The organism is Polynucleobacter sp. UK-Kesae-W10 (assembly GCF_018881575.1).
Classification (GTDB): domain Bacteria; phylum Pseudomonadota; class Gammaproteobacteria; order Burkholderiales; family Burkholderiaceae; genus Polynucleobacter.
Map to the genome: position 1 here is coordinate 133446 of NZ_JACVQB010000002.1, position 18756 is coordinate 152201.

At 47.3% G+C, this 18756-nt stretch carries 15 protein-coding genes and 1 tRNA gene; 12 read left to right on the top strand and 4 right to left on the bottom strand.

Translation table 11 applies throughout. From position 1 onward, the window contains the following. Window positions 1-137: 137 nt before the first annotated feature. The 9 genes from ICN24_RS07040 (at window position 138) to ICN24_RS07080 (ending at window position 10093) form a co-directional block, all read left to right on the top strand. Window positions 138-2483 carry an ABC transporter ATP-binding protein gene (locus tag ICN24_RS07040; RefSeq protein WP_216222450.1) on the top strand — a complete coding sequence of 782 codons (2346 nt, stop codon included), beginning with the start codon at window positions 138-140 and terminating at the stop codon, window positions 2481-2483. Next, entirely contained in the window at window positions 2480-2947 is a 468-nt protein-coding gene (locus ICN24_RS07045; RefSeq protein ID WP_216222452.1) for a DUF1854 domain-containing protein, read from the top strand. The genes ICN24_RS07040 and ICN24_RS07045 overlap by 4 nt, the downstream gene beginning before the upstream one ends. A gap of 14 nt (window positions 2948-2961) precedes the next feature. Further along, a tRNA-Thr gene (locus ICN24_RS07050) sits at window positions 2962-3037 on the top strand. Between the two features lie 793 nt (window positions 3038-3830). Further along, window positions 3831-5093: an oxalate/formate MFS antiporter gene (gene oxlT, locus ICN24_RS07055; protein ID WP_216222453.1), complete on the top strand. Its 1263-nt coding sequence runs from the start codon at window positions 3831-3833 to the stop codon at window positions 5091-5093. 106 nt (window positions 5094-5199) lie between these two features. Next, window positions 5200-5571, top strand: a complete 372-nt coding sequence (locus ICN24_RS07060) for a DUF2946 family protein (protein ID WP_216222454.1) — start codon at window positions 5200-5202, stop codon at window positions 5569-5571. 68 nt (window positions 5572-5639) lie between these two features. Continuing rightward, window positions 5640-7862 carry a TonB-dependent receptor gene (locus ICN24_RS07065; RefSeq protein ID WP_216222455.1) on the top strand — a complete coding sequence of 741 codons (2223 nt, stop codon included), beginning with the start codon at window positions 5640-5642 and terminating at the stop codon, window positions 7860-7862. Further along, entirely contained in the window at window positions 7862-9109 is a 1248-nt protein-coding gene (locus ICN24_RS07070) for a sialidase family protein (protein ID WP_216222456.1), read from the top strand. Before ICN24_RS07065 ends, ICN24_RS07070 begins: the two co-directional genes overlap by 1 nt. 29 nt (window positions 9110-9138) lie before the next feature. After that, window positions 9139-9585, top strand: coding sequence for a TlpA disulfide reductase family protein (locus ICN24_RS07075; protein ID WP_216222457.1), 447 nt, complete (start codon window positions 9139-9141; stop codon window positions 9583-9585). Between the two features lie 31 nt (window positions 9586-9616). Further along, window positions 9617-10093, top strand: a complete 477-nt coding sequence (locus ICN24_RS07080) for a copper chaperone PCu(A)C (RefSeq protein WP_216222458.1) — start codon at window positions 9617-9619, stop codon at window positions 10091-10093. Between the two features lie 81 nt (window positions 10094-10174). Here the strand turns inward: ICN24_RS07080 and ilvD are convergent, their stop codons facing one another. Beyond that, complete coding sequence (gene ilvD, locus ICN24_RS07085) at window positions 10175-11866, bottom strand: dihydroxy-acid dehydratase (RefSeq protein ID WP_216222459.1); 1692 nt, start codon at window positions 11864-11866, stop codon at window positions 10175-10177. Between the two features lie 229 nt (window positions 11867-12095). On the opposite strand from ilvD, the gene ICN24_RS07090 reads away from it, so the two are divergent. After that, on the top strand, window positions 12096-12725 hold the full coding sequence (locus tag ICN24_RS07090; RefSeq protein WP_216222460.1) for a response regulator transcription factor: 630 nt from the start codon (window positions 12096-12098) through the stop codon (window positions 12723-12725). Window positions 12726-12822: 97 nt separating this feature from the next. Beyond that, window positions 12823-13821 (top strand): RodZ family helix-turn-helix domain-containing protein, encoded by a 999-nt coding sequence (locus ICN24_RS07095; protein ID WP_216222461.1) that lies wholly within the window; start codon window positions 12823-12825, stop codon window positions 13819-13821. Between the two features lie 39 nt (window positions 13822-13860). Here ICN24_RS07095 and glnK read toward each other — a convergent pair whose 3' ends face one another. From glnK to ppa, 3 genes are all read right to left on the bottom strand, one after another. Next, window positions 13861-14199, bottom strand: a complete 339-nt coding sequence (gene glnK, locus ICN24_RS07100; RefSeq protein WP_216222462.1) for a P-II family nitrogen regulator — start codon at window positions 14197-14199, stop codon at window positions 13861-13863. Between the two features lie 70 nt (window positions 14200-14269). Beyond that, window positions 14270-15889 carry an NAD+ synthase gene (locus ICN24_RS07105; protein ID WP_216222463.1) on the bottom strand — a complete coding sequence of 540 codons (1620 nt, stop codon included), beginning with the start codon at window positions 15887-15889 and terminating at the stop codon, window positions 14270-14272. A gap of 34 nt (window positions 15890-15923) precedes the next feature. Next, entirely contained in the window at window positions 15924-16460 is a 537-nt protein-coding gene (gene ppa, locus ICN24_RS07110; RefSeq protein ID WP_216222464.1) for an inorganic diphosphatase, read from the bottom strand. A gap of 177 nt (window positions 16461-16637) precedes the next feature. Here ppa and ICN24_RS07115 point away from each other — a divergent pair, with 177 nt between their 5' ends. After that, window positions 16638-18698 (top strand): sodium-translocating pyrophosphatase, encoded by a 2061-nt coding sequence (locus tag ICN24_RS07115; RefSeq protein WP_216222465.1) that lies wholly within the window; start codon window positions 16638-16640, stop codon window positions 18696-18698. Window positions 18699-18756 lie beyond the last annotated feature (58 nt).

Sequence of the window (18756 nt, forward strand, 5' to 3'; positions counted from 1 at the left end):
AGTTTTTATTCAAAATCCACAAAAATAGCAAAAATGCATAAAAAAGCTTAGTTCAATAATTTAACGTTTTTCTGGGCCCAAAAGTTGACAGGCTTGATAAATCTAAAAAATCTGGCTCCACTATACTTTTAGAGTTAATGAAGCCAGAAATCCTACCTTTTGCCCCTGCTCTGCCTAGCTACTGGCAGCCTATTGTTGAGGGCAAAAACTCTCCGATCAAGAGCCTAGAGGCATTGCTGGCTTGGGTTGAGTTGGATTTAGATGCCAATCTCCGCTTCGAAAAAAGCCTCTTGTTACTGACCGAAGAGGGTCTATTTTGGACGGACGGCGCTAGTTTTGAGTCCTGGAGTATTAGCCCTGCGGAGCATCTGATTCATGGGGATCACGCCGGGGTGGGTCATTTAAGGCTAGAGACGGCCAACGCTTTACAAAGAATCTGGTATTTCACCTTAGCGGTTAATCCTCAGGTGCTGCGCCTTCAATCTAGCTTTAGAAAGTTGACACGCGCAGGCGAGCAGAGTGAGGCTGAGGTCACTGAATACGACAAACAAGTTTGTCCAGTTTGCTTAAGTCCAAAGCCAGCCAATTCGGATGTGTGTCCTACCTGTGACCCCGAAGATGACAAACCACCATCAACCTGGACCTTACTCAAGTTATGGCGTTTTGCTAAGCCGTACCAAAATCAGCTCTTACTTGGTTTTATCTTGACGCTTCTGTCGACCGGCGCAACCTTAATTCCGCCATACCTCACGATGCCATTAATGGATCATGTCTTGATTCCCTATGAGCGTGGCAATCCGATCGATTTCCACTTAGCCAGTAAATATTTATTGGCCTTATTTGGGGCCTCACTGATTGCGTGGGGACTGGGTTGGTGGAAGACCTATTTGCTTGCCTTGGTGAGCGAGCGTATCGGCGCTGATTTGCGCAATACTACCTTTGAGCATCTGCTCAAGCTATCGCTCGAGTACTTTGGCGGCAAGCGGACAGGTGACTTGATTGCAAGGATTGGTGCGGAGACAGATCGTATCTGCGTTTTCTTGTCTCTGTATGCACTGGACTTCGCTACCGATGTGTTGATGATCACGATGACTGCTGCTATCTTGGTATCGATCGATCCACTATTGGCCTTGGTGACCTTAGCGCCACTGCCATTTATTGTGTGGATGATCCATGCGGTGCGCGATCGCTTGCGTTTTGGTTTTGAGAAGATTGATCGGATCTGGTCGGAAGTCACCAATATTTTGGCAGATACCATTCCTGGTATTCGAGTGGTCAAAGCTTTTGCGCAAGAAGACCGTGAGCTCAAACGCTTTGTGGATTCAAACAAACACAATCTACAGATTAACGATCGCGTCAATCGTGTTTGGGGATTGTTCTCGCCAACCGTCACCTTATTAACCGAAACGGGTTTATTGGTAGTGTGGGGATTTGGTATTTGGCAGGTAGCGCACCAAAAGGTCACCGTTGGCGTCTTGATTGCCTTTCTTGCATACATCGGCCGCTTCTATGTGCGCCTGGATTCTATGAGTCGCATTGTGTCGCATACGCAAAAAGCAGCTGCTGGTGCAAAACGAATCTTTGATATTTTGGACCATGTATCTAGTGTTCCTGAGCCGATTAACCCAGCGCCACTGGGTCCTGTCAAAGGGGGTATCTCCTTACGCGGCGTTGGTTTCCGCTATGGCAATCGCGCGGTATCCAAGGGGATTGACTTAGATATTGTTCCCGGCGAGATGATTGGTCTGGTGGGACATAGCGGCTCGGGCAAGAGTACTTTGGTGAATTTGATTTGCCGTTTTTATGACGTCAGTTCAGGATCCATCGCCTTAGATGGGCGCGATATTCGCAGTATCGGTATCGCCGATTACCGGAAATGTATTGGGCTTGTATTACAAGAACCCTTTTTATTTTTTGGGACGATCGCAGAGAATATTGCCTATGGCAAACCGGACGCTACTCGTGAAGAAATTATTGAAGCAGCTCGCGCAGCGCATGCCCATGAATTCATTTTACGTTTACCGCTAGGTTATGACTCGCTCGTTGGTGAGCGTGGCCAATCTTTATCTGGTGGTGAGCGTCAGCGTATTTCGATTGCACGCGCGCTCCTCATTAATCCAGCGATTCTGATTTTGGATGAGGCTACTTCATCGGTTGACACTACCACTGAAAAAGAAATTCAGCGTGCTTTAGACAATCTAGTGAAGGGCCGCACAACCATTGCGATTGCCCATCGTCTCTCAACCCTCAGAAAAGCTGATCGCCTTGTCGTCTTGGATAAGGGTGAAATCGTTGAGATAGGCTCACACGAGCAGCTGATGGACGCCCAGGGCGCCTATTACACCTTGTATCAAGCCCAATTGCGCCATGCGGCTGAGCTGGTTGAGGGTGGGGCGATTGGTGAGAGTCTCGAAGATAGTTCCGCAGAAAAACAGGAAGAGCGTTTGGAAGTGATTGCCAAAAATATTGGGGGTGGCGTATGAGTCAGACACATCAACTCTTACGCGATTCGCTTGGGCGTCTAGTGTTTGTTGATGCCAGGGGTCACTCTCATGTTGGCGTTCATCCTGTGCGTGCATTTCCAATTACCGCACCACATGCCGGAGTTGGAATCATGGATCAATCCGGCAAAGAAGTATTTTGGTATCCGGATGTTGCGGCTATTCCATCAGCAGAGCTCACACTCATCGAAGAAGAATTGGCTGCACGCGAATTTATGCCTGTGATTGAAAAAATCACGAAGGTATCTACATTTGCTACGCCGAGTATTTGGGATATCGAAACGGATCGTGGTCCAACTCGAATCCGTCTAAAAGGTGAAGAGGATATTCGTCGCATCGCAGGCAATACCTTATTAATTGCCGACTCCAATGGTTTGCAGTTCCTCATTAAAGACTCTACTCAGCTTGATAAAGTTAGCAAGAAATTGCTGGACCGTTTCCGCTAGAATTTATTTTCAGCGCCGCTTTAGCTCAGTTGGTAGAGCAGTTCATTCGTAATGAAAAGGTCGCCAGTTCGATTCCGGCAAGCGGCACCATTGCACCAGCCTGGATCTCTCAAAAATACTTGACTAAATTACTTGACTTTTCGAGCTTTTAGGAATACAGTGTTATTTCTGGTTGGAACTCGTTCTAACCAAGGGGCTGGCACTAGAACCAATAGGCGCAAAGTCACGGATGTGCCAGTCTCTCAAGAAAATACGAAGTAAACCGCCTGAGTCATCGGGTGAGATGGGGAGACAGTCCCGCCAGCGGAATACTGGCAAAACACGGTGGAGCCCCCAATTGAGTGGGGCAGGCAAAAGCCTTCAATGAATCAAACTACTTTAAGCCCCAGAAAACGATTGTTTTCCTGGATTGACGCACTGTTTACGTTCTTTTATTTCACATTGTGAATTGATGTATTGCATTGCAATATGTATTAGGGTTATAATCTAGGTATTAACCCTTAAGGAGATTCAAATGACTGTTCTATTGAATATGATCAACCAGCTTTTTTCTGAAAGCAAACCAGCTGCTCAGCAGCAATCCCGTCACTATGATTTTGATGGCGCATACCGCGGTATGTAATTCAAAAAAGTAGTTAGCTAGAAAGCCACCTACGGGTGGCTTTTTCTTTGCTTCATTAAACGCACGCATCAGTCATACTGTGAGCGACATCCCTCAAATAGCCTGAGATTTCACATGGTTTTAGGAAGGGTAATCACTAGTGTGGATTTGAAGAAAACTTGATTAGTGTCAAGTCTTCCCCGGTTTAAATGCTTAAAAATCACTTAACCCAATTTTTGGGTGAGATAAGCATTTATAAAAAGTAAAAATAGGAGATTCAGGATGAGCGGCGAGAAAACTGCAGGACCTCTAGGGGGTCGTTGGTTTCAGCTACTAATCGGCGTTATTTGTATGTCGATGATTGCAAACTTGCAATATGGTTGGACTTTATTCGTTAATCCAATTGATGCTAAGTTTGGTTGGGGTCGCGCAGCGATTCAAGTTGCATTCACCATTTTTGTGTTGACTGAAACATGGTTGGTGCCAATCGAGGGTTACCTGGTTGATAAATTTGGTCCACGCCCAGTGGTATTTGGCGGTGGAATTTTGTGTGGTCTTGGTTGGATGATGAATGCCCACGCAGAAACATTAACCATGCTCTATACAGCTGCTGCTGTAAGCGGCGTTGGTGCTGGTGCCGTATACGGCACTTGCGTAGGTAACGCACTCAAGTGGTTCCCAGATCGTCGTGGTCTCGCTGCTGGTGTTACTGCCGCAGGATTCGGTGCTGGCTCTGCATTAACGGTGATTCCAATTGCTAACATGATTGCAAATCAAGGTTATCAAGATGCATTCTGGTACTTTGGTATCGGTCAAGGCATCATTGTTGTGGTCTTGAGCTTGTTGCTCTCCAAGCCAATTAAGAGCGCTATTACTACTGTCAAGGCCGCTGTTGCACAGACTCGCAAAGATTTCCGTCCAATGGAAATGGTTAAACAGCCGGTGTTCTGGATCATGTACCTCATGTTCGTCATGGTTGCTGCTGGTGGCTTGATGGCTACAGCACAATTAGGCCCAATCGCTAAAGACTTCCAAATTGCTGGTGTCACTGTGAGCTTGATGGGATTGGCTTTGCCAGCACTTACTTTTGCATTGACTGTTGACCGTGTATTGAACGGCTTGACACGTCCATTCTTCGGTTGGGTGTCTGACAAGATTGGTCGCGAGCAAACCATGACTTTGTGCTTCTCATTTGAGTGCTTAGGCATTCTTGGTTTGTACTACCTCGGCCGTGATCCAGTGATGTTCGTTTTGTTGACTGGTTTAGTGTTCTTTGCTTGGGGTGAGATCTACAGCTTGTTCCCATCCACAAACGCAGATACTTTTGGATCAACCTATGCTGCTGGTAACGCAGGTCTGCTCTACACCGCAAAAGGGACTGCTTCTTTGTTAGTGCCATTGTCTAGTGTGTTGGTCACAATGACAGGTGGCTGGGAAGTGGTGTTCTGGGTTGCGAGCTTCTTGAACGGAACTGCTGCAATCTTGGCTTGGTTTGTATTGCGTCCAATGCGCCGCAAACTGATCGAGCGTTCGGCTTCAATGTAATTCGGGCTTCAGCCTAAAAAAGGGGTCTTCGGACCCCTTTTTCTTTGCTCAATGCCCCGCGATGTAGAGCGAAGAGGGTGGTGGAATCGGCTAAAATTCCCCAATCATGAAATTCACCAAAAGTCGCCTTGTTCATTGGATTGCTGCTGCAGCCATTGCGATGAGTGCGCTCGCGCCTGCCTTATCTCAGGCAGTATCGCTAGTAAAAGGTGGTCATGGTTTTGCCATGGAGATTTGTTCGGTGGATGGCAGCAAGATGCAAATTGATATTCAGGGTGAAGACCAAGACCTTGCCAATCAAACGCAACCTTGCCCCTACTGCGTAACTCATAGCGTGATCACGCCAGTATTCAATAACCATCTCACATTTGAAGCGCCGCAAACACTTGCATTGCTTCCTCAGCTTTTCTATCAATCACCCAAAAGATTCAATGTTTGGGTAATCCCTCCTTCAGCAGCCCCTCCAGTACAAGCCTAAAAAAACTTAGGGCATAGCCTCGCTATGCAGTTGGCAACCTTGTTGCCGAATTCTTGTTGGAGTAATGGATGTTTCGCTTTAAACCTGTATCGCACATATTCAAGTGCACTTTAATGGGTATTAGCCTCGGCCTTGCTGGGCAGGTGTTTGCGCAAAGTGCGCTTCCGCCAGATTATGGTCAAAAGATTGGTGAAGTAGTGGTGAGCGCAAGTCGTGCTGGAACCGAGCTAAAAGATATGACCCAGAATACGACGGTTCTGACGAAAGAGGAGTTGGAGCTAGCCCCAGAGCAGACGATCGATCAAGTATTGAAAAATCAATCTAGCGTCTTCTTAAACGATCAGCCCTACTATCAAAAAGATCCGACTGGACAAAGTCTCAATGTACGGGGCCTTGGAAATGCTCGCACACTAGTTCTGATTGATGGACTGCCTGCCAATGATGCAATGTACGGGACGGTGCAATGGAATTTAGTTCCCATGTCGGCTATTCAGGATGTGGAATTTATTCGTGGCGGAGTATCCAATCTTTACGGGAACATGGGTATGGGCGGAGTCATCAACATCACCACTAAACCCATTGCAGATAACAAGGGGGAAATTTCTGGTAGTTATGGCACTTTTAATACCAGCACCTTGGCGGCTTCAAAAGAGTTGGCGATTAACGATGTTTTAAAGCTGCGAATCTCTGCGGATTTTTTTAATACGGATGGTTACGTAAACCAAGCAACGATTTCGCCAGCGACAACTTATCCTCAGGTTAAGGTGGTAAATGGTAAAGCTCAAGCAGCACCACTTCTGCCGGGAATGGGATCAGAAAGCGCTAATAGCGCTAACTATCGACTGCAAGGGGAGTTAAAACTGAGCTCCGATACAGATGCCTTTTTTAATTTGGGCTCACATAATATGCAGAACCTACCGGTGGGGGGTTATAACTTTGCGACGAAAACTACAACCGAAACTACCTTCTCAGCTGGAGCAAGTACGCGCCTTAATGCTGCTGAAAAACTTCAGGTAAATGGCTTTTATGAAAATACAACCTTATGGCAGCAGAATGTCAGTACCTCGGGCACTACGACTGCACCTTATAAGATTACCAATCCTGGCTATATTTCTGCCAATTACAACGATCCGTACACAACAGCAGGCGCTTCTGCTCAGTACACCAGAGCATTCTCTGAGCAACTGATTGATCAGGCGATTTTGAGCGTGGATGGGCGACAGGTTGCCGCTTCCAATCTAACGAATACTTTCAATGCTGGTAGTGGCGCTAATGTTGGCACGATGTCGGGGTCTGATTATGCGAAGGGACAACAACAGTTTTATGGCGTCATGGGGCAGATTAAGTCAAAGCTCAGCGCGATTCCCTTGGAGGCAACACTCTCGCTAAGAGGGGACCAATGGCAAAGCCAAATTCCTACATATTGGATTGCTGGACAAAGTGGTGTGCCGACCTATACGAATGTGCCCAACCAAACTGTTAATAAATTTAGCCCTAATTTAGGTTTGTTATTCCAGGCTACAAAAGAATTGGATTTTAGGGCTGCAGGGTATCAGGGGTTTCATGCGCCAGGACTCAATAATATGATCCGCTCTTATGGAAATTCCAGCTCCTATAGCCTGGCAAATCCACTACTGACGCCTGAAAATATGATCGGTGCTGAAATTGGCACGGATTATCGGTGGGGCGCTGGTTTTCTTCAGCTGACGGCTTACACGGCTCAGGTGAAAAATGCCGTCTATGCGCCGCAAATTACTACGGCACAGGCAGTGGCTGCAGGTTGTCCTGCTTCAGTGTGCTCGGGTACTACTACGCTGTACGGCAATAATCAAAATCTGCAAAGTAAGGGGTTGGAGTTGCAATCCCACTTCGATATCAGCAATCAGTGGGCTCTAGATGCAACGTATACGCATACCAATACTGTATTGACCTATATCGGTACAGGTGTAGATCAAAAGCTGAATCCGACTTGGACGCAGGTGGGTGGAATTCCCCAAAATATGGGTACTATTGGCATGACCTACTTTCCTATTCCGAAAGCTAGCCTCACCACAACCGTTCGCTATGTTGGAAATTCATGGATGGATACTCAGCATCAGTTGCCGGTTCCTTCATATGCAGTTGTCGGACTGCGTGCTAATTATGAGTTAACCCCGGCAACCAGCATTTTTGCAAGCGTGATTAACTTATTTAACCGTAACTACATTACTTATGCAGCAGCCACTACTCAGTCGAGCTATGTTGTAGGCCAGCCCCAAAGTCTGACTGTTGGCGCGCGTATCATCTTCTAATGTTCAATTTTCTACCACGCCTCTCTCCAAAGACGCTATTGATTAGCGCCTTCGGTTTGCTTGTCCTCAATGTTGCTAATGCGCAAATGGATCACACCTCTCATATGCCAGCGATGTCACCAGCAAAGCCTGGTGCTTGCATTGGGACTGGCCTAGAGTGCGCCAATGCGGCTACACCATTCTTGACGGATGATGGTAAGCTGCTCTTGGCCTGGACGGGTGGTGGGGTGGTTTCCGTAGCGCAGTCTTCGGATTTAGGTAAATCGTTCTCTACTCCAGTGATGGTTGCTACCCACGGCAAATCATTAGACGCAGGCAGTGATGCACGCCCTCAGCTGGCTGTCACTCAGAATGGAAAGGTATTTCTGGCCTATGCATTCTTCAAGGACGCCAATTGGAATGCACAGATTAATACCGTGAGATCTGAGGATGGTGGCAAAACCTTTAGCACTCCTCAAGCACTTGTGAACGATGGTGCGAGTCAGCGCTTTCCCTCGGTAGTGAGCCGTCCGGATGGTTCGATTTTTATTGGCTGGGTTGATAAGCGCTTGGTCGCGGCAGCGAAGAATTCAGGACAACAGCGCCTTGGCGGATCAATAGCCTATTCTTTTTCACGTGATGATGGCAAGACGTTCGAGGTAGAAAAAATAGCCAATGAGTCTAGTTGCGAGTGTTGCAGAATTGGTACCGCTTTAGATCCTCAGGGCGGAGTAGGTATTGTTTATCGGGCAATCTTTCCGGGCGGTATCCGGGATCATGCAACGCAAGTGATTACAGCAAGTTCAACCGGTCAGATTCGCCGCGTATCAAATGACGCTTGGAAAACAGATGCCTGTCCACACCATGGTCCTACCATTGCAATCTCTAGCTCAGGGAAAATGCATGTTGCCTGGTTTACACAAGGCAGCAATCGCGCGGGAGTGTTTTATGCCAACTCAAGCAACCGAGGTGAAACCTACTCTAAGCCACAAAGAATAGGCGGGCAAGATACCAATGTTTCTAGACCCTATTTATTGGCAATTGGTCAGTCCGTCTGGTTGGTCTGGAAGGAATTTGATGGACAGAAAACCTCAGTATTTTTAAAGCAATCCGGGGATGATGGCATGACTTGGTCTAAGCCAGCCCTCTTATCTAGTACTGCTGGCTATAGCGATCATCCTTTGCTGATTAACGATGGATCCAAGGTATATCTTTCATGGCTCACGCGTGAGGATGGATATCAATTGATCCCATTAAACTCTAAATGATGAAGAAATTACTACTTACTTGCCTTCTAATGTGCTCACTGGTTTGCTTTGCGCAAGCACCAAGTTTGACTTTGAAGCCTTATCAGAAAGGCGATTGGAAAAGTCTTACGAAATCTTATACAGGGCAAGCCTTGATCGTTCATTTTTGGGGGGTTACATGTTCTCCTTGTGTCAAAGAGATGCCAGAGTGGGGCAAGTTTTTATCTCAACATAAAAATGCCAAAATTATTTTTATTCAAGTAGACGATGTTTCTCCAGAGAGCGCTTCTAAGATGTTGCTGGGTGCCAATTTAGGTTCTGTCAATGCTTATATGATGAGCTCACCATTTGACGATGCAATGCGTTATGAGATTGATCCAAAGTGGCGGGGAGAGACCCCAATGACATTGTTGATTGATAAAAAAGGTAAAGTAATACGAAAGACGGGAACAATGGACTTTGAAAAGCTCAAGCAATGGTTATCCATAGCTGGATAGTTCATGTTTTATTGATAAAAGTGAGGACGAGATGAAGAAAAAATTAATTAAGGCATTCTCTATTGGGTTGTTGATATTGGGTGTTCAGGGCGCAGGCATGGCGCAGGGCGTTACCAAATCAGTTAGCAGCGATGCCATTAAGATCGAAAATGCATATACCCGTGCTACCGCTCCAGGCCAGCAGGTTGCTGGCGGATTTATGAAGATAGAAAACAAGGGTAACAATGGCGATCAATTGCTCTCTGCTAGCTCCCCAGCTGCCGGTGAAGTGCAACTACATGAAATGGCGATGGATGGCAATGTCATGAAAATGCGCCAAGTCAAAGATATCGCTGTTCCTGCAGGTGGCAGTGTTGAACTTAAGCCCGGTGGCTACCATTTGATGTTTCTGAACCTGAAAGGTCCATTTGTAGCTGGTGAAACTGTTCCAGTAAAACTGAAATTTGCTAAAGCAGGTGATGTTGAAGTGAAATTTCCCGTTAATGCCGCAGGCGCAATGAAGCATTGATACCCTGTGCTAGTCAGCGGACGTAATAAAAAAGCCCCTAGTGTTACTTAGGGGCTTTTGTTTGGGTGATGACTATAACGCTTAGAGTTTTAAATCCAAGTCTGTTACTGCACCTTTGCTAGCGCTACTTGCCAGGCTGGCATATTTAGCCAATAAGCCTCGGGTGTAGCGTGGTTTTGGTTGCTTCCATGCCGCACGACGTTTCGCAATCTCTTCTTCAGGAACATTTAACTGAATCAGCAGTTTGTGAGCATCGATTGTGACGGAGTCCCCTTCGTTAATCAGGGCGATCGTACCACCGACATAAGCTTCTGGCGCTACGTGACCGACTACCATGCCCCACGTACCACCAGAGAAACGGCCATCTGTGATCAGCCCTACAGACTCACCGAGACCTTGGCCAACGAGTGCAGAGGTAGGGGAGAGCATCTCACGCATACCAGGACCGCCTTTAGGGCCTTCGTAGCGAATCACGACGATGTCACCATCTTTGATCTTCTGTGCCATGATGGCTGCCATTGCATCATCCTCAGAATCGAATACACGAGCAGGACCCGTGATTGAGGGGTTCTTCAAGCCAGTGATCTTGGCAACGCAGCCTTCGGGGGAGATGTTGCCCTTCAAGATAGCCAAGTGGCCTTGCTTATACAGAGGGTTGTCTAGAGTGCGAATCACCTTTTGATCAGCGCGCGGCACTGATGGCACATCCTTGAGTACTTCGGCGATGGTTTTGCCGGTGATGGTCATACAGTCACCATGTAGCAAGCCACCATCCAAGAGAATTTTCATGACTTGTGGAATACCGCCAGCTTGGTGCAAGTCAGTGGCCAAGTAAGTGCCCGATGGTTTCATATCCACGATGACGGGAACGCGTTTACGAATGCGTTCAAAGTCATCAATCGTCCAATCGATTTCGGCAGCACTGGTAATCGCTAAGAAGTGCAATACTGCATTCGTTGATCCACCAACAGCCATGATTACGCTCACTGCGTTCTCAATCGATTTTTTGGTAATGATGTCGCGAGGGCGTAAATTATTTTTGATTGCCTCAACCAATACGCGGGCTGACTCAGCGGCGCTAGCGACTTTTTCAGCATCGACGTTTGCCATGGTGGAAGAGTAGGGCAGACTCATACCCAAAGCCTCAAAAGAAGAACTCATTGTATTGGCGGTATACATACCGCCACAAGAGCCACTCCCTGGACAGGCATGCTGCTCAACGCCTTTGAGGTCCTCTTCACTTAATCTGCCAGAGGTAAATTCGCCGACAGCTTCAAATGCAGAAACGATATTCAAATCCTTGCCTTTGTAATGGCCCGGCTTAATCGTGCCGCCATAGACGTAGATCGCAGGAACATTGGTGCGAGCAATTGCCATCATGCCGCCTGGCATATTTTTATCGCAACCACCAATTACTACAACACCATCTTGCCATAAACCATTGACGCAAGTTTCAATACTGTCAGCAATCACTTCACGTGAGACGAGGGAATATTTCATGCCTTCGGTTCCCATGCCAATGCCATCAGACACAGTGGGTGTACCAAACATTTGTGCTTTTGCACCAGCTTCTTCCAAAGCTGCTACAGCAGCATCGGATAGTTTTTGCAGGCCGCTATTGCAGGGAGTAATAGTGGAGTGACCATTCGCAACGCCAACCATCGGCTTAGAAAAATCTTTTTCTTCGTAACCCATGGCGTAGTACATCGAGCGATTGGGCGCGCGCGCGACTCCCTCGGTGACCATGCGTGAGCGTTCATTAAGGCGTTTCATGCTTATTACTCCAGATAGGTTTATTTTTGACAGGCTCTATTGTGCCGTGAGATACCAATCTGAGCGTTCCTTTGAAGCGGATGGAGATTGGCGCCGGATGTGCTGCATCGCAATACAAATAGTCCGCAAATAGATTGATCTCTACCTAGAATATTAGCCTGATAGCTAATAGCTTAGTAAAACCGACTGCAGTACATTAGGTAATCGATCACTTTTCCCTTTGAATTCAATGACTAAAGTCGGCCATATCTACTTAATTGATGATGATGAATCCATGCGGATTTCCTTGTCTCGCATGTTGCGCGAGTTGGGCTATCTGGTAGAGGATTACGCATCTGCCCGCGTATTTATTGAGAAATCAGTGCCGGTATCCCCTGCGGTGATTCTGTTGGATATGCAAATGCCGGATATGATGGGCTTAGACCTCCAAGAGCAGCTGATCAAGATGGGCCGCAAAACCCCGATTATTTTTGTGAGCGGCCAAAGCCACCCCCACCAAATCGTTCAAGGGCTCAAGAAAGGGGCGGTGGACTTTCTATTTAAGCCTTTCAATTTGGAAGAGCTATTGAAGGCCGTGGCTGATGCCATTGACTTTGATAGTCGCCAACTAAAGCGGGTTTCTCTGGATGTAGAAACCAAGCGAGATTACGAGAGCCTCACCCCGAGAGAGCGTGAGGTATGCGCTTGGTTGGTGAAAGGCCTCTTAAATAAGGATATTGCTGTCAAGCTGGGTACTACCGATGCAACGATTAAGGTGCATAAGGCTAGAGTGATGGATAAGATGCATGTGGATTCGGTGCAAACGCTTGTGAAGAAGTATCTGGAGTCAGATTTAGAGAGTCATTCCTTGACTAAATGATGAGTCTTACAACCATTAGCTACCAGGCTAATTACCCTTGTACCATTTTGGGATTAGTATCAAATCTATTACCTATAAATGAGATGGCACTTGGCTTGTGAATAATTCGGTCAAACTCCCAGAAATACGTAAAGAGGCTTTTACTAAAGCCCGGGAAAGTCTTGGTCTAAGTACCAAAGACTTATCTGGAATGGCGTGCTTATCGGTACGCCAAATCGAACAGATTGAAAATGGTGAGTCGAGCTCCTTTTATGGCGCTCAAGTTAAATTCACTGCTGCTAAAAAGGTTGCTGCACTTCTGAGTCTTACGCCAGAAGAGGCCTTTGATGCCTCTCAAGTACCAGTCAAGCAAAGCGCTCCTGATCCTATAGAGCAAGAGGGAAAGAGTAGTGCTAAAGAGACTGAAAAAAAATCTAAACCAGCAAAATCGGTAGAAGTAAAAGCGCCTGAAAAACAAATTGATTCTCTTGCCCCAATGAAAAGTGCGGGTGCAACATCAGCAGCAAAAAATCCTAACAAGAAACGATTGCTCATCGTCAGCGTCTTGGCTGCTTTGGTATTTTCTGTGGTGAATTTACGCCCCTTATTTTTCCCTGAGCCAGTCAAGGAAGAAGAGATCGAGGTGGTAGAGGAGGTTGCTCCAAATCCACCTCCTGCTGAAGCGGCAGCCGATGCGAAGTCGGTAAGCCCAGCGGCTGCCCCAGGCGCCGTGGCCGAAGTCCCTGCACCTAAGGCTGTAGCGCCGGTGGCAGCGACTGGTACTGAATGTCCTGCTGTAGATACTGCAGCAATTAATTACAAGCCTGACGCACCAAAAAAGGCTGGTGATATGGTGTATCTGCAATCCAAGGCGGCCCAAACGGTTTGTGTTGTGGATGCCAGCGGAAAAACCCAGAATAAAACTTTAGAACCCGGTGTTGGTGTGAGTGTTTATGGCAAGCCTCCACTCAAAGTCTTAACCTCAGGACTCAATCAAGTGGATATCTATTATCAGGGCGCAAAAGTTCGCCTTGGAAACACTACTGCTAAAACAATTAATTTAGAGCCAGCTGAAGTGATTCAGCCCTCGGCCTCTACAGATTCTCAGTTTCGTTAATGCTCTGAAATGAATGCAAGCGCCCAAAGGCGCTTGTGATTAAACAGCGGCGTTGTCGGTCTCGCCTGTGCGAATACGAATCACTTGCTCTACTGCTGTAACAAAAATTTTCCCGTCACCAATTTTTCCAGTGCGCGCTGCTTTTGTAATGGCATCAATGGCAGCCTCAACACGGTCATCGGCCACTACTGCCTCAACCTTTACCTTAGGCAAAAAATCCACTACGTATTCAGCGCCACGATAGAGTTCGGTATGGCCTTTTTGACGACCAAAGCCTTTGACTTCGGTTACGGTAAGGCCGGTAACGCCAACTTCAGCTAAAGATTCACGTACTTCGTCAAGCTTGAACGGCTTAATGATGGATGTAATGAGTTTCATGTGTTCCCCCTAATGCAGTAATCATACCTAGAACTGGAAAGAAGTGCCAAATCTGGCCCTTTTCAAGTATCTAAGCTCTAAATTGTGAAGTAATGGGATAGCGCCAGTCGCGCCCAAAAGCCCTGGTCGTCACGCGTACCCCAGGAGGGGCTTGGCGTCGCTTGTATTCATTTAACTTGATTAAGCGCGTCACTTTTTCTACGCTTTGCTCATCAAAACCGGCAGCAATAATTTGGGCGATCGATTGGTTTTGTTCCATATAGCGCTCGACAATCCCGTCTAAGACTTCGTAAGAGGGAAGGCTATCTTGATCGGTTTGGTCTGGACGTAACTCAGCAGAAGGGGCGCGCGTCAAAATTCTCTCGGGTATCACGGGAGCAATACTATTGCGGTAAGCGCAGAGACGATAGACCAAAGTTTTGGCGATGTCTTTGATCACCGCAAAGCCACCAGCCATATCGCCATAGAGAGTGCAGTAGCCAACAGCCATTTCACTCTTGTTACCAGTAGTTAATACGAGGCGACCTGTTTTGTTGGAGAGTGCCATGAGTATGGTGCCGCGGACACGCGCCTGAATATTTTCTTCGGTAGCGTCGACCTTGAGACCTTTAAATTGCTCTGCCAGGGATTGCTCTAACGCATCGACTGGTCCGCTAATTGGAATCTCGTCGTATTGCACGCCTAGATTCTTAGCTAATTCACGGGCATCAATCCAAGAGATGTCAGCGGTATAGCGTGAAGCCATCATCACCGCACGCACCTTATCAGCGCCTAGGGCATCGACAGCAATTGCCAGCACCAAAGCAGAGTCAACGCCGCCTGATAGGCCAATGATGACGCCAGGAAAGCGATTCTTATTCACATAATCACGCACACCCAAGACGAGGGCTTGATAAGCTTGTGCCTCTACGCTTTGGGGTGCGGCAATCACGCCTTGCTCTAAGTCGCCAGCAGTAGTGGCATTGACAAATCCAAGTCCAGTTTCAAACTGAGGCATTGCCATCACAACTTGCCCCTGAGAGTTCAGTGCAAAGGACCCGCCGTCAAAAACCAATTCATCTTGCCCACCTACTGCATTGACATAGACCAAAGGCATTTTGGTTTGGTCGATATGACTGCGCAATACTTCAATGCGTAAAGATTCTTTTTTAAGATGATAGGGTGAAGCATTGGGAACCAAGAGTATCTGGGCTCCTGCGGCATGGACTTGTTTAGCTGGACCAGTGTGCCAAGCATCTTCACACAAGATCAAGCCATAAGCAATGCCATCGCATTTGAAAACACAGGGTTGATTACCGGGAACAAAGTAACGTACCTCATCAAATACCTCGTGATTCGGTAATTCTTGTTTGGCATAGCCTGCAATCACTCTACCATTTTGTAAAACAGATGCGTAATTTTGCAAACCCGCAGCAGTCTTTTTGGGGTGACCGACAATTACTGTCAGATCAGGGTACTGAGCCAACTCCTGCACGAGCAGTTTGAGCTGCAAGTCTGCCGCCTCAATAAAAGCAGGGCGGAGTAATAAATCTTCTGGGGGATAGCCTGTGAGCGAAAGCTCAGGGGTTACAAGGACTTTAGCGCCCTGGGAATGGGCTTCTAGAGCGGCCTTGTGAATGAGTTGCGCGTTGCCAGCCAGGTCACCCAGTAACGGGTTCATCTGGGCTAGGGCAATTTTCTGTGCGCTCACTCCGATTCACAAAGCCTTTTCAATAAAACAACAATTAAGCGTTCTCTTTGTTGTAACGCTCAATGCCCTCAAGAATTTCTTTATGAGCATCTGCTACGCCACCCCAGCCTTTTACTTTTACCCACTTACCTTGTTCGAGATCTTTGTAGTGCTCGAAGAAGTGTTTGATTTGATTCAAACGCAATGGGTTCATGTCTTCAGGTTTTTGCCAGTGCGTATAAATTGGCAAAATCTTGTCTTCTGGAACGGCTAATAATTTAGCGTCTTCACCACCTTCATCTTCCATTTGCAATACGCCAATAGCGCGGCATGCAACGACAACACCTGGGATGAGTGGGAATGGAGTAATCACGAGAACGTCCACTGGGTCGCCGTCACCAGCAATCGTTTTATTGATGTAACCATAGTTACATGGATAGTGCATCGCAGTACCCATAAAACGATCAACGAAAATCGCGCCACTTTCCTTGTCCACTTCATACTTCACTGGATCCGCGTTCATTGGGATTTCAATAATGACGTTGAAGCTTTCAGGGATCTTCTTGCCGGGCTTAACTTTCTCGAGACTCATAAATACTCCGAATAATGAATAGTGATTAGTAAATACCCTGATCTTAGCAAAGAGGCGCAGGGTTGATTCTGTTACATACTGGTATGGCTTAAAGACATAGTTTAAAGCTTTCCAAAACCAGGTCTACCTAAGCGCTAGATATACAAAACAAAAAGATCAACTATAGGGAGTTCAAGCATGAGTAATGTCACTTTAGGCTTGTATTTTGCCTTGGCGTGCGGTGTCCTGGCCGTGGTTTACGGTTTTGTGATGCGCGGCTGGATTTTGAAGCAAAGTACAGGCAACGCCAAAATGCAAGAAATTGCAGAGGCGATTCAGCAGGGCGCAGCAGCGTATTTATCGCGCCAATATAAAACGATCGCTGTCGTGGGAGCGGTGCTCACCATTCTGATGGCACTCTTCTTGGACTTCGCAACGGCCATAGGATTTGTAGTGGGCGCGGTTCTTTCTGGCGCCTGTGGCTTTATTGGGATGAATGTCTCAGTGCGTGCCAATGTGCGTACAGCGGAAGCAGCTACCAAAGGAATGAATGAGGCGCTCAATGTGGCATTTAAGGGCGGTGCTATTACCGGTATGTTGGTAGTGGGTCTTGGCCTTCTTGGTGTTGGCCTCTTCTTCATGTTCTTGGTGTCCATTGGCGCAGGTCAAGACCTCTCCTCAGTCTTGCATCCACTCATTGGTTTGGCTTTCGGTTCTTCCTTGATTTCGATCTTTGCTCGTCTTGGTGGCGGGATTTTTACGAAAGGTGCTGACGTTGGTGCTGACTTAGTAGGGAAGGTTGAAGCTGGCATTCCGGAAGATGATCCACGCAATCCTGCAGTGATTGCAGATAACGTAGGTGATAACGTCGGTGACTGCGCAGGTATGGCGGCTGACTTATTTGAAACTTATGCAGTGACATTGATTGCTACTATGGTCTTGGGTTCCTTGATGGTTGCGGGCGCACCAGTAGCTGCCATCATCTATCCATTGGTGCTTGGCGGGGTATCGATCATCGCCTCCATCATCGGCTGCTCATTTGTAAAAGCAACCCCAGGGATGAAGAACGTGATGCCGGCTTTGTATAAGGGCCTGATCATCGCTGGCGGATTGTCACTGATCGCCTTCTACTTCGTCACGAATTTCATCATGCCGGATGATGCATTAGGTATCCCTGGAAGCCAGTGGCGTCTGTTTGGTTCAACCATTGTAGGTTTATTGCTAACTGCCGGTTTGGTCTGGATTACCGAGTACTACACCGGTACGCAATTCAAACCAGTGCAGCACATTGCAGAAGCATCTACTAAAGGTCATGGCACTAACATCATTGCAGGTCTTGGCATCTCGATGAAGTCAACTGCCTATCCAGTGTTGTTTGTGTGTGCTGCAATCTTCGCTGCTTATTGGTTGGCAGGTTTATATGGCATTGCGATTGCTGCAACAGCCATGTTGTCCATGGCCGGTATCGTAGTAGCACTTGATGCTTACGGTCCGATTACTGACAATGCTGGTGGTATTGCTGAGATGGCAGGTTTGCCACAAGCGGTACGCGATATTACTGATCCATTAGATGCAGTGGGTAACACCACTAAGGCAGTGACCAAGGGTTATGCCATTGGCTCTGCTGGCTTAGCTTCCCTCGTGCTCTTTGCCGACTATACCCACGCATTAGAGGGCATTGGTCAGCAGGTGTCGTTTGACCTGTCCAATCACATGGTGATCATTGGCCTATTTATCGGCGGCATGATTCCGTACTTGTTCGGTGCGATGGCGATGGAAGCAGTTGGTCGCTGTGCTGGCGCCGTAGTAGAAGAAGTGCGTCGTCAGTTCCGCGAGATCCCTGGAATCATGGAGGGCACCGCTAAGCCTGAGTACGGTAAAGCAGTGGATATGCTCACCTCAGCAGCGATTAAAGAGATGATCGTTCCTTCACTCCTCCCGGTAGTTGCTCCAATCGTCGTCGGCCTCCTATTGGGACCTGCTGCCTTGGGCGGCCTCTTAATGGGTACGATCGTGACTGGACTTTTTGTAGCGATCTCCATGTGTACTGGTGGTGGCGCTTGGGATAATGCGAAGAAATATATTGAAGAAGGAAACTTCGGTGGTAAAGGTTCTGAAGCGCATAAAGCGGCTGTGACTGGTGACACTGTAGGCGATCCCTACAAAGACACTGCAGGTCCAGCAGTCAATCCATTAATTAAGATCATCAATATTGTGGCGTTACTTATCGTGCCACTCTTGCCAGTGATCTCACGTTAAGCAAGATGCAGTAGCAACACAAGGTAACAAACAAAAACGCCTAGCATTGCTAGGCGTT

Bases quoted from the DNA above. Each gene is read 5' to 3' on its own strand.
- ICN24_RS07040 (WP_216222450.1), top strand. From the start codon at position 138: ATGAAGCCAGAAATCCTACCTTTTGCCCCTGCTCTGCCTAGCTACTGG.
- ICN24_RS07045 (WP_216222452.1), top strand. From the start codon at position 2,480: ATGAGTCAGACACATCAACTCTTACGCGATTCGCTTGGGCGTCTAGTG.
- oxlT (WP_216222453.1), top strand. From the start codon at position 3,831: ATGAGCGGCGAGAAAACTGCAGGACCTCTAGGGGGTCGTTGGTTTCAG.
- ICN24_RS07060 (WP_216222454.1), top strand. From the start codon at position 5,200: ATGAAATTCACCAAAAGTCGCCTTGTTCATTGGATTGCTGCTGCAGCC.
- ICN24_RS07065 (WP_216222455.1), top strand. From the start codon at position 5,640: ATGTTTCGCTTTAAACCTGTATCGCACATATTCAAGTGCACTTTAATG.
- ICN24_RS07070 (WP_216222456.1), top strand. From the start codon at position 7,862: ATGTTCAATTTTCTACCACGCCTCTCTCCAAAGACGCTATTGATTAGC.
- ICN24_RS07075 (WP_216222457.1), top strand. From the start codon at position 9,139: ATGTGCTCACTGGTTTGCTTTGCGCAAGCACCAAGTTTGACTTTGAAG.
- ICN24_RS07080 (WP_216222458.1), top strand. From the start codon at position 9,617: ATGAAGAAAAAATTAATTAAGGCATTCTCTATTGGGTTGTTGATATTG.
- ilvD (WP_216222459.1), bottom strand. From the start codon at position 11,866: ATGAAACGCCTTAATGAACGCTCACGCATGGTCACCGAGGGAGTCGCG.
- ICN24_RS07090 (WP_216222460.1), top strand. From the start codon at position 12,096: ATGACTAAAGTCGGCCATATCTACTTAATTGATGATGATGAATCCATG.
- glnK (WP_216222462.1), bottom strand. From the start codon at position 14,199: ATGAAACTCATTACATCCATCATTAAGCCGTTCAAGCTTGACGAAGTA.
- ppa (WP_216222464.1), bottom strand. From the start codon at position 16,460: ATGAGTCTCGAGAAAGTTAAGCCCGGCAAGAAGATCCCTGAAAGCTTC.
- ICN24_RS07115 (WP_216222465.1), top strand. From the start codon at position 16,638: ATGAGTAATGTCACTTTAGGCTTGTATTTTGCCTTGGCGTGCGGTGTC.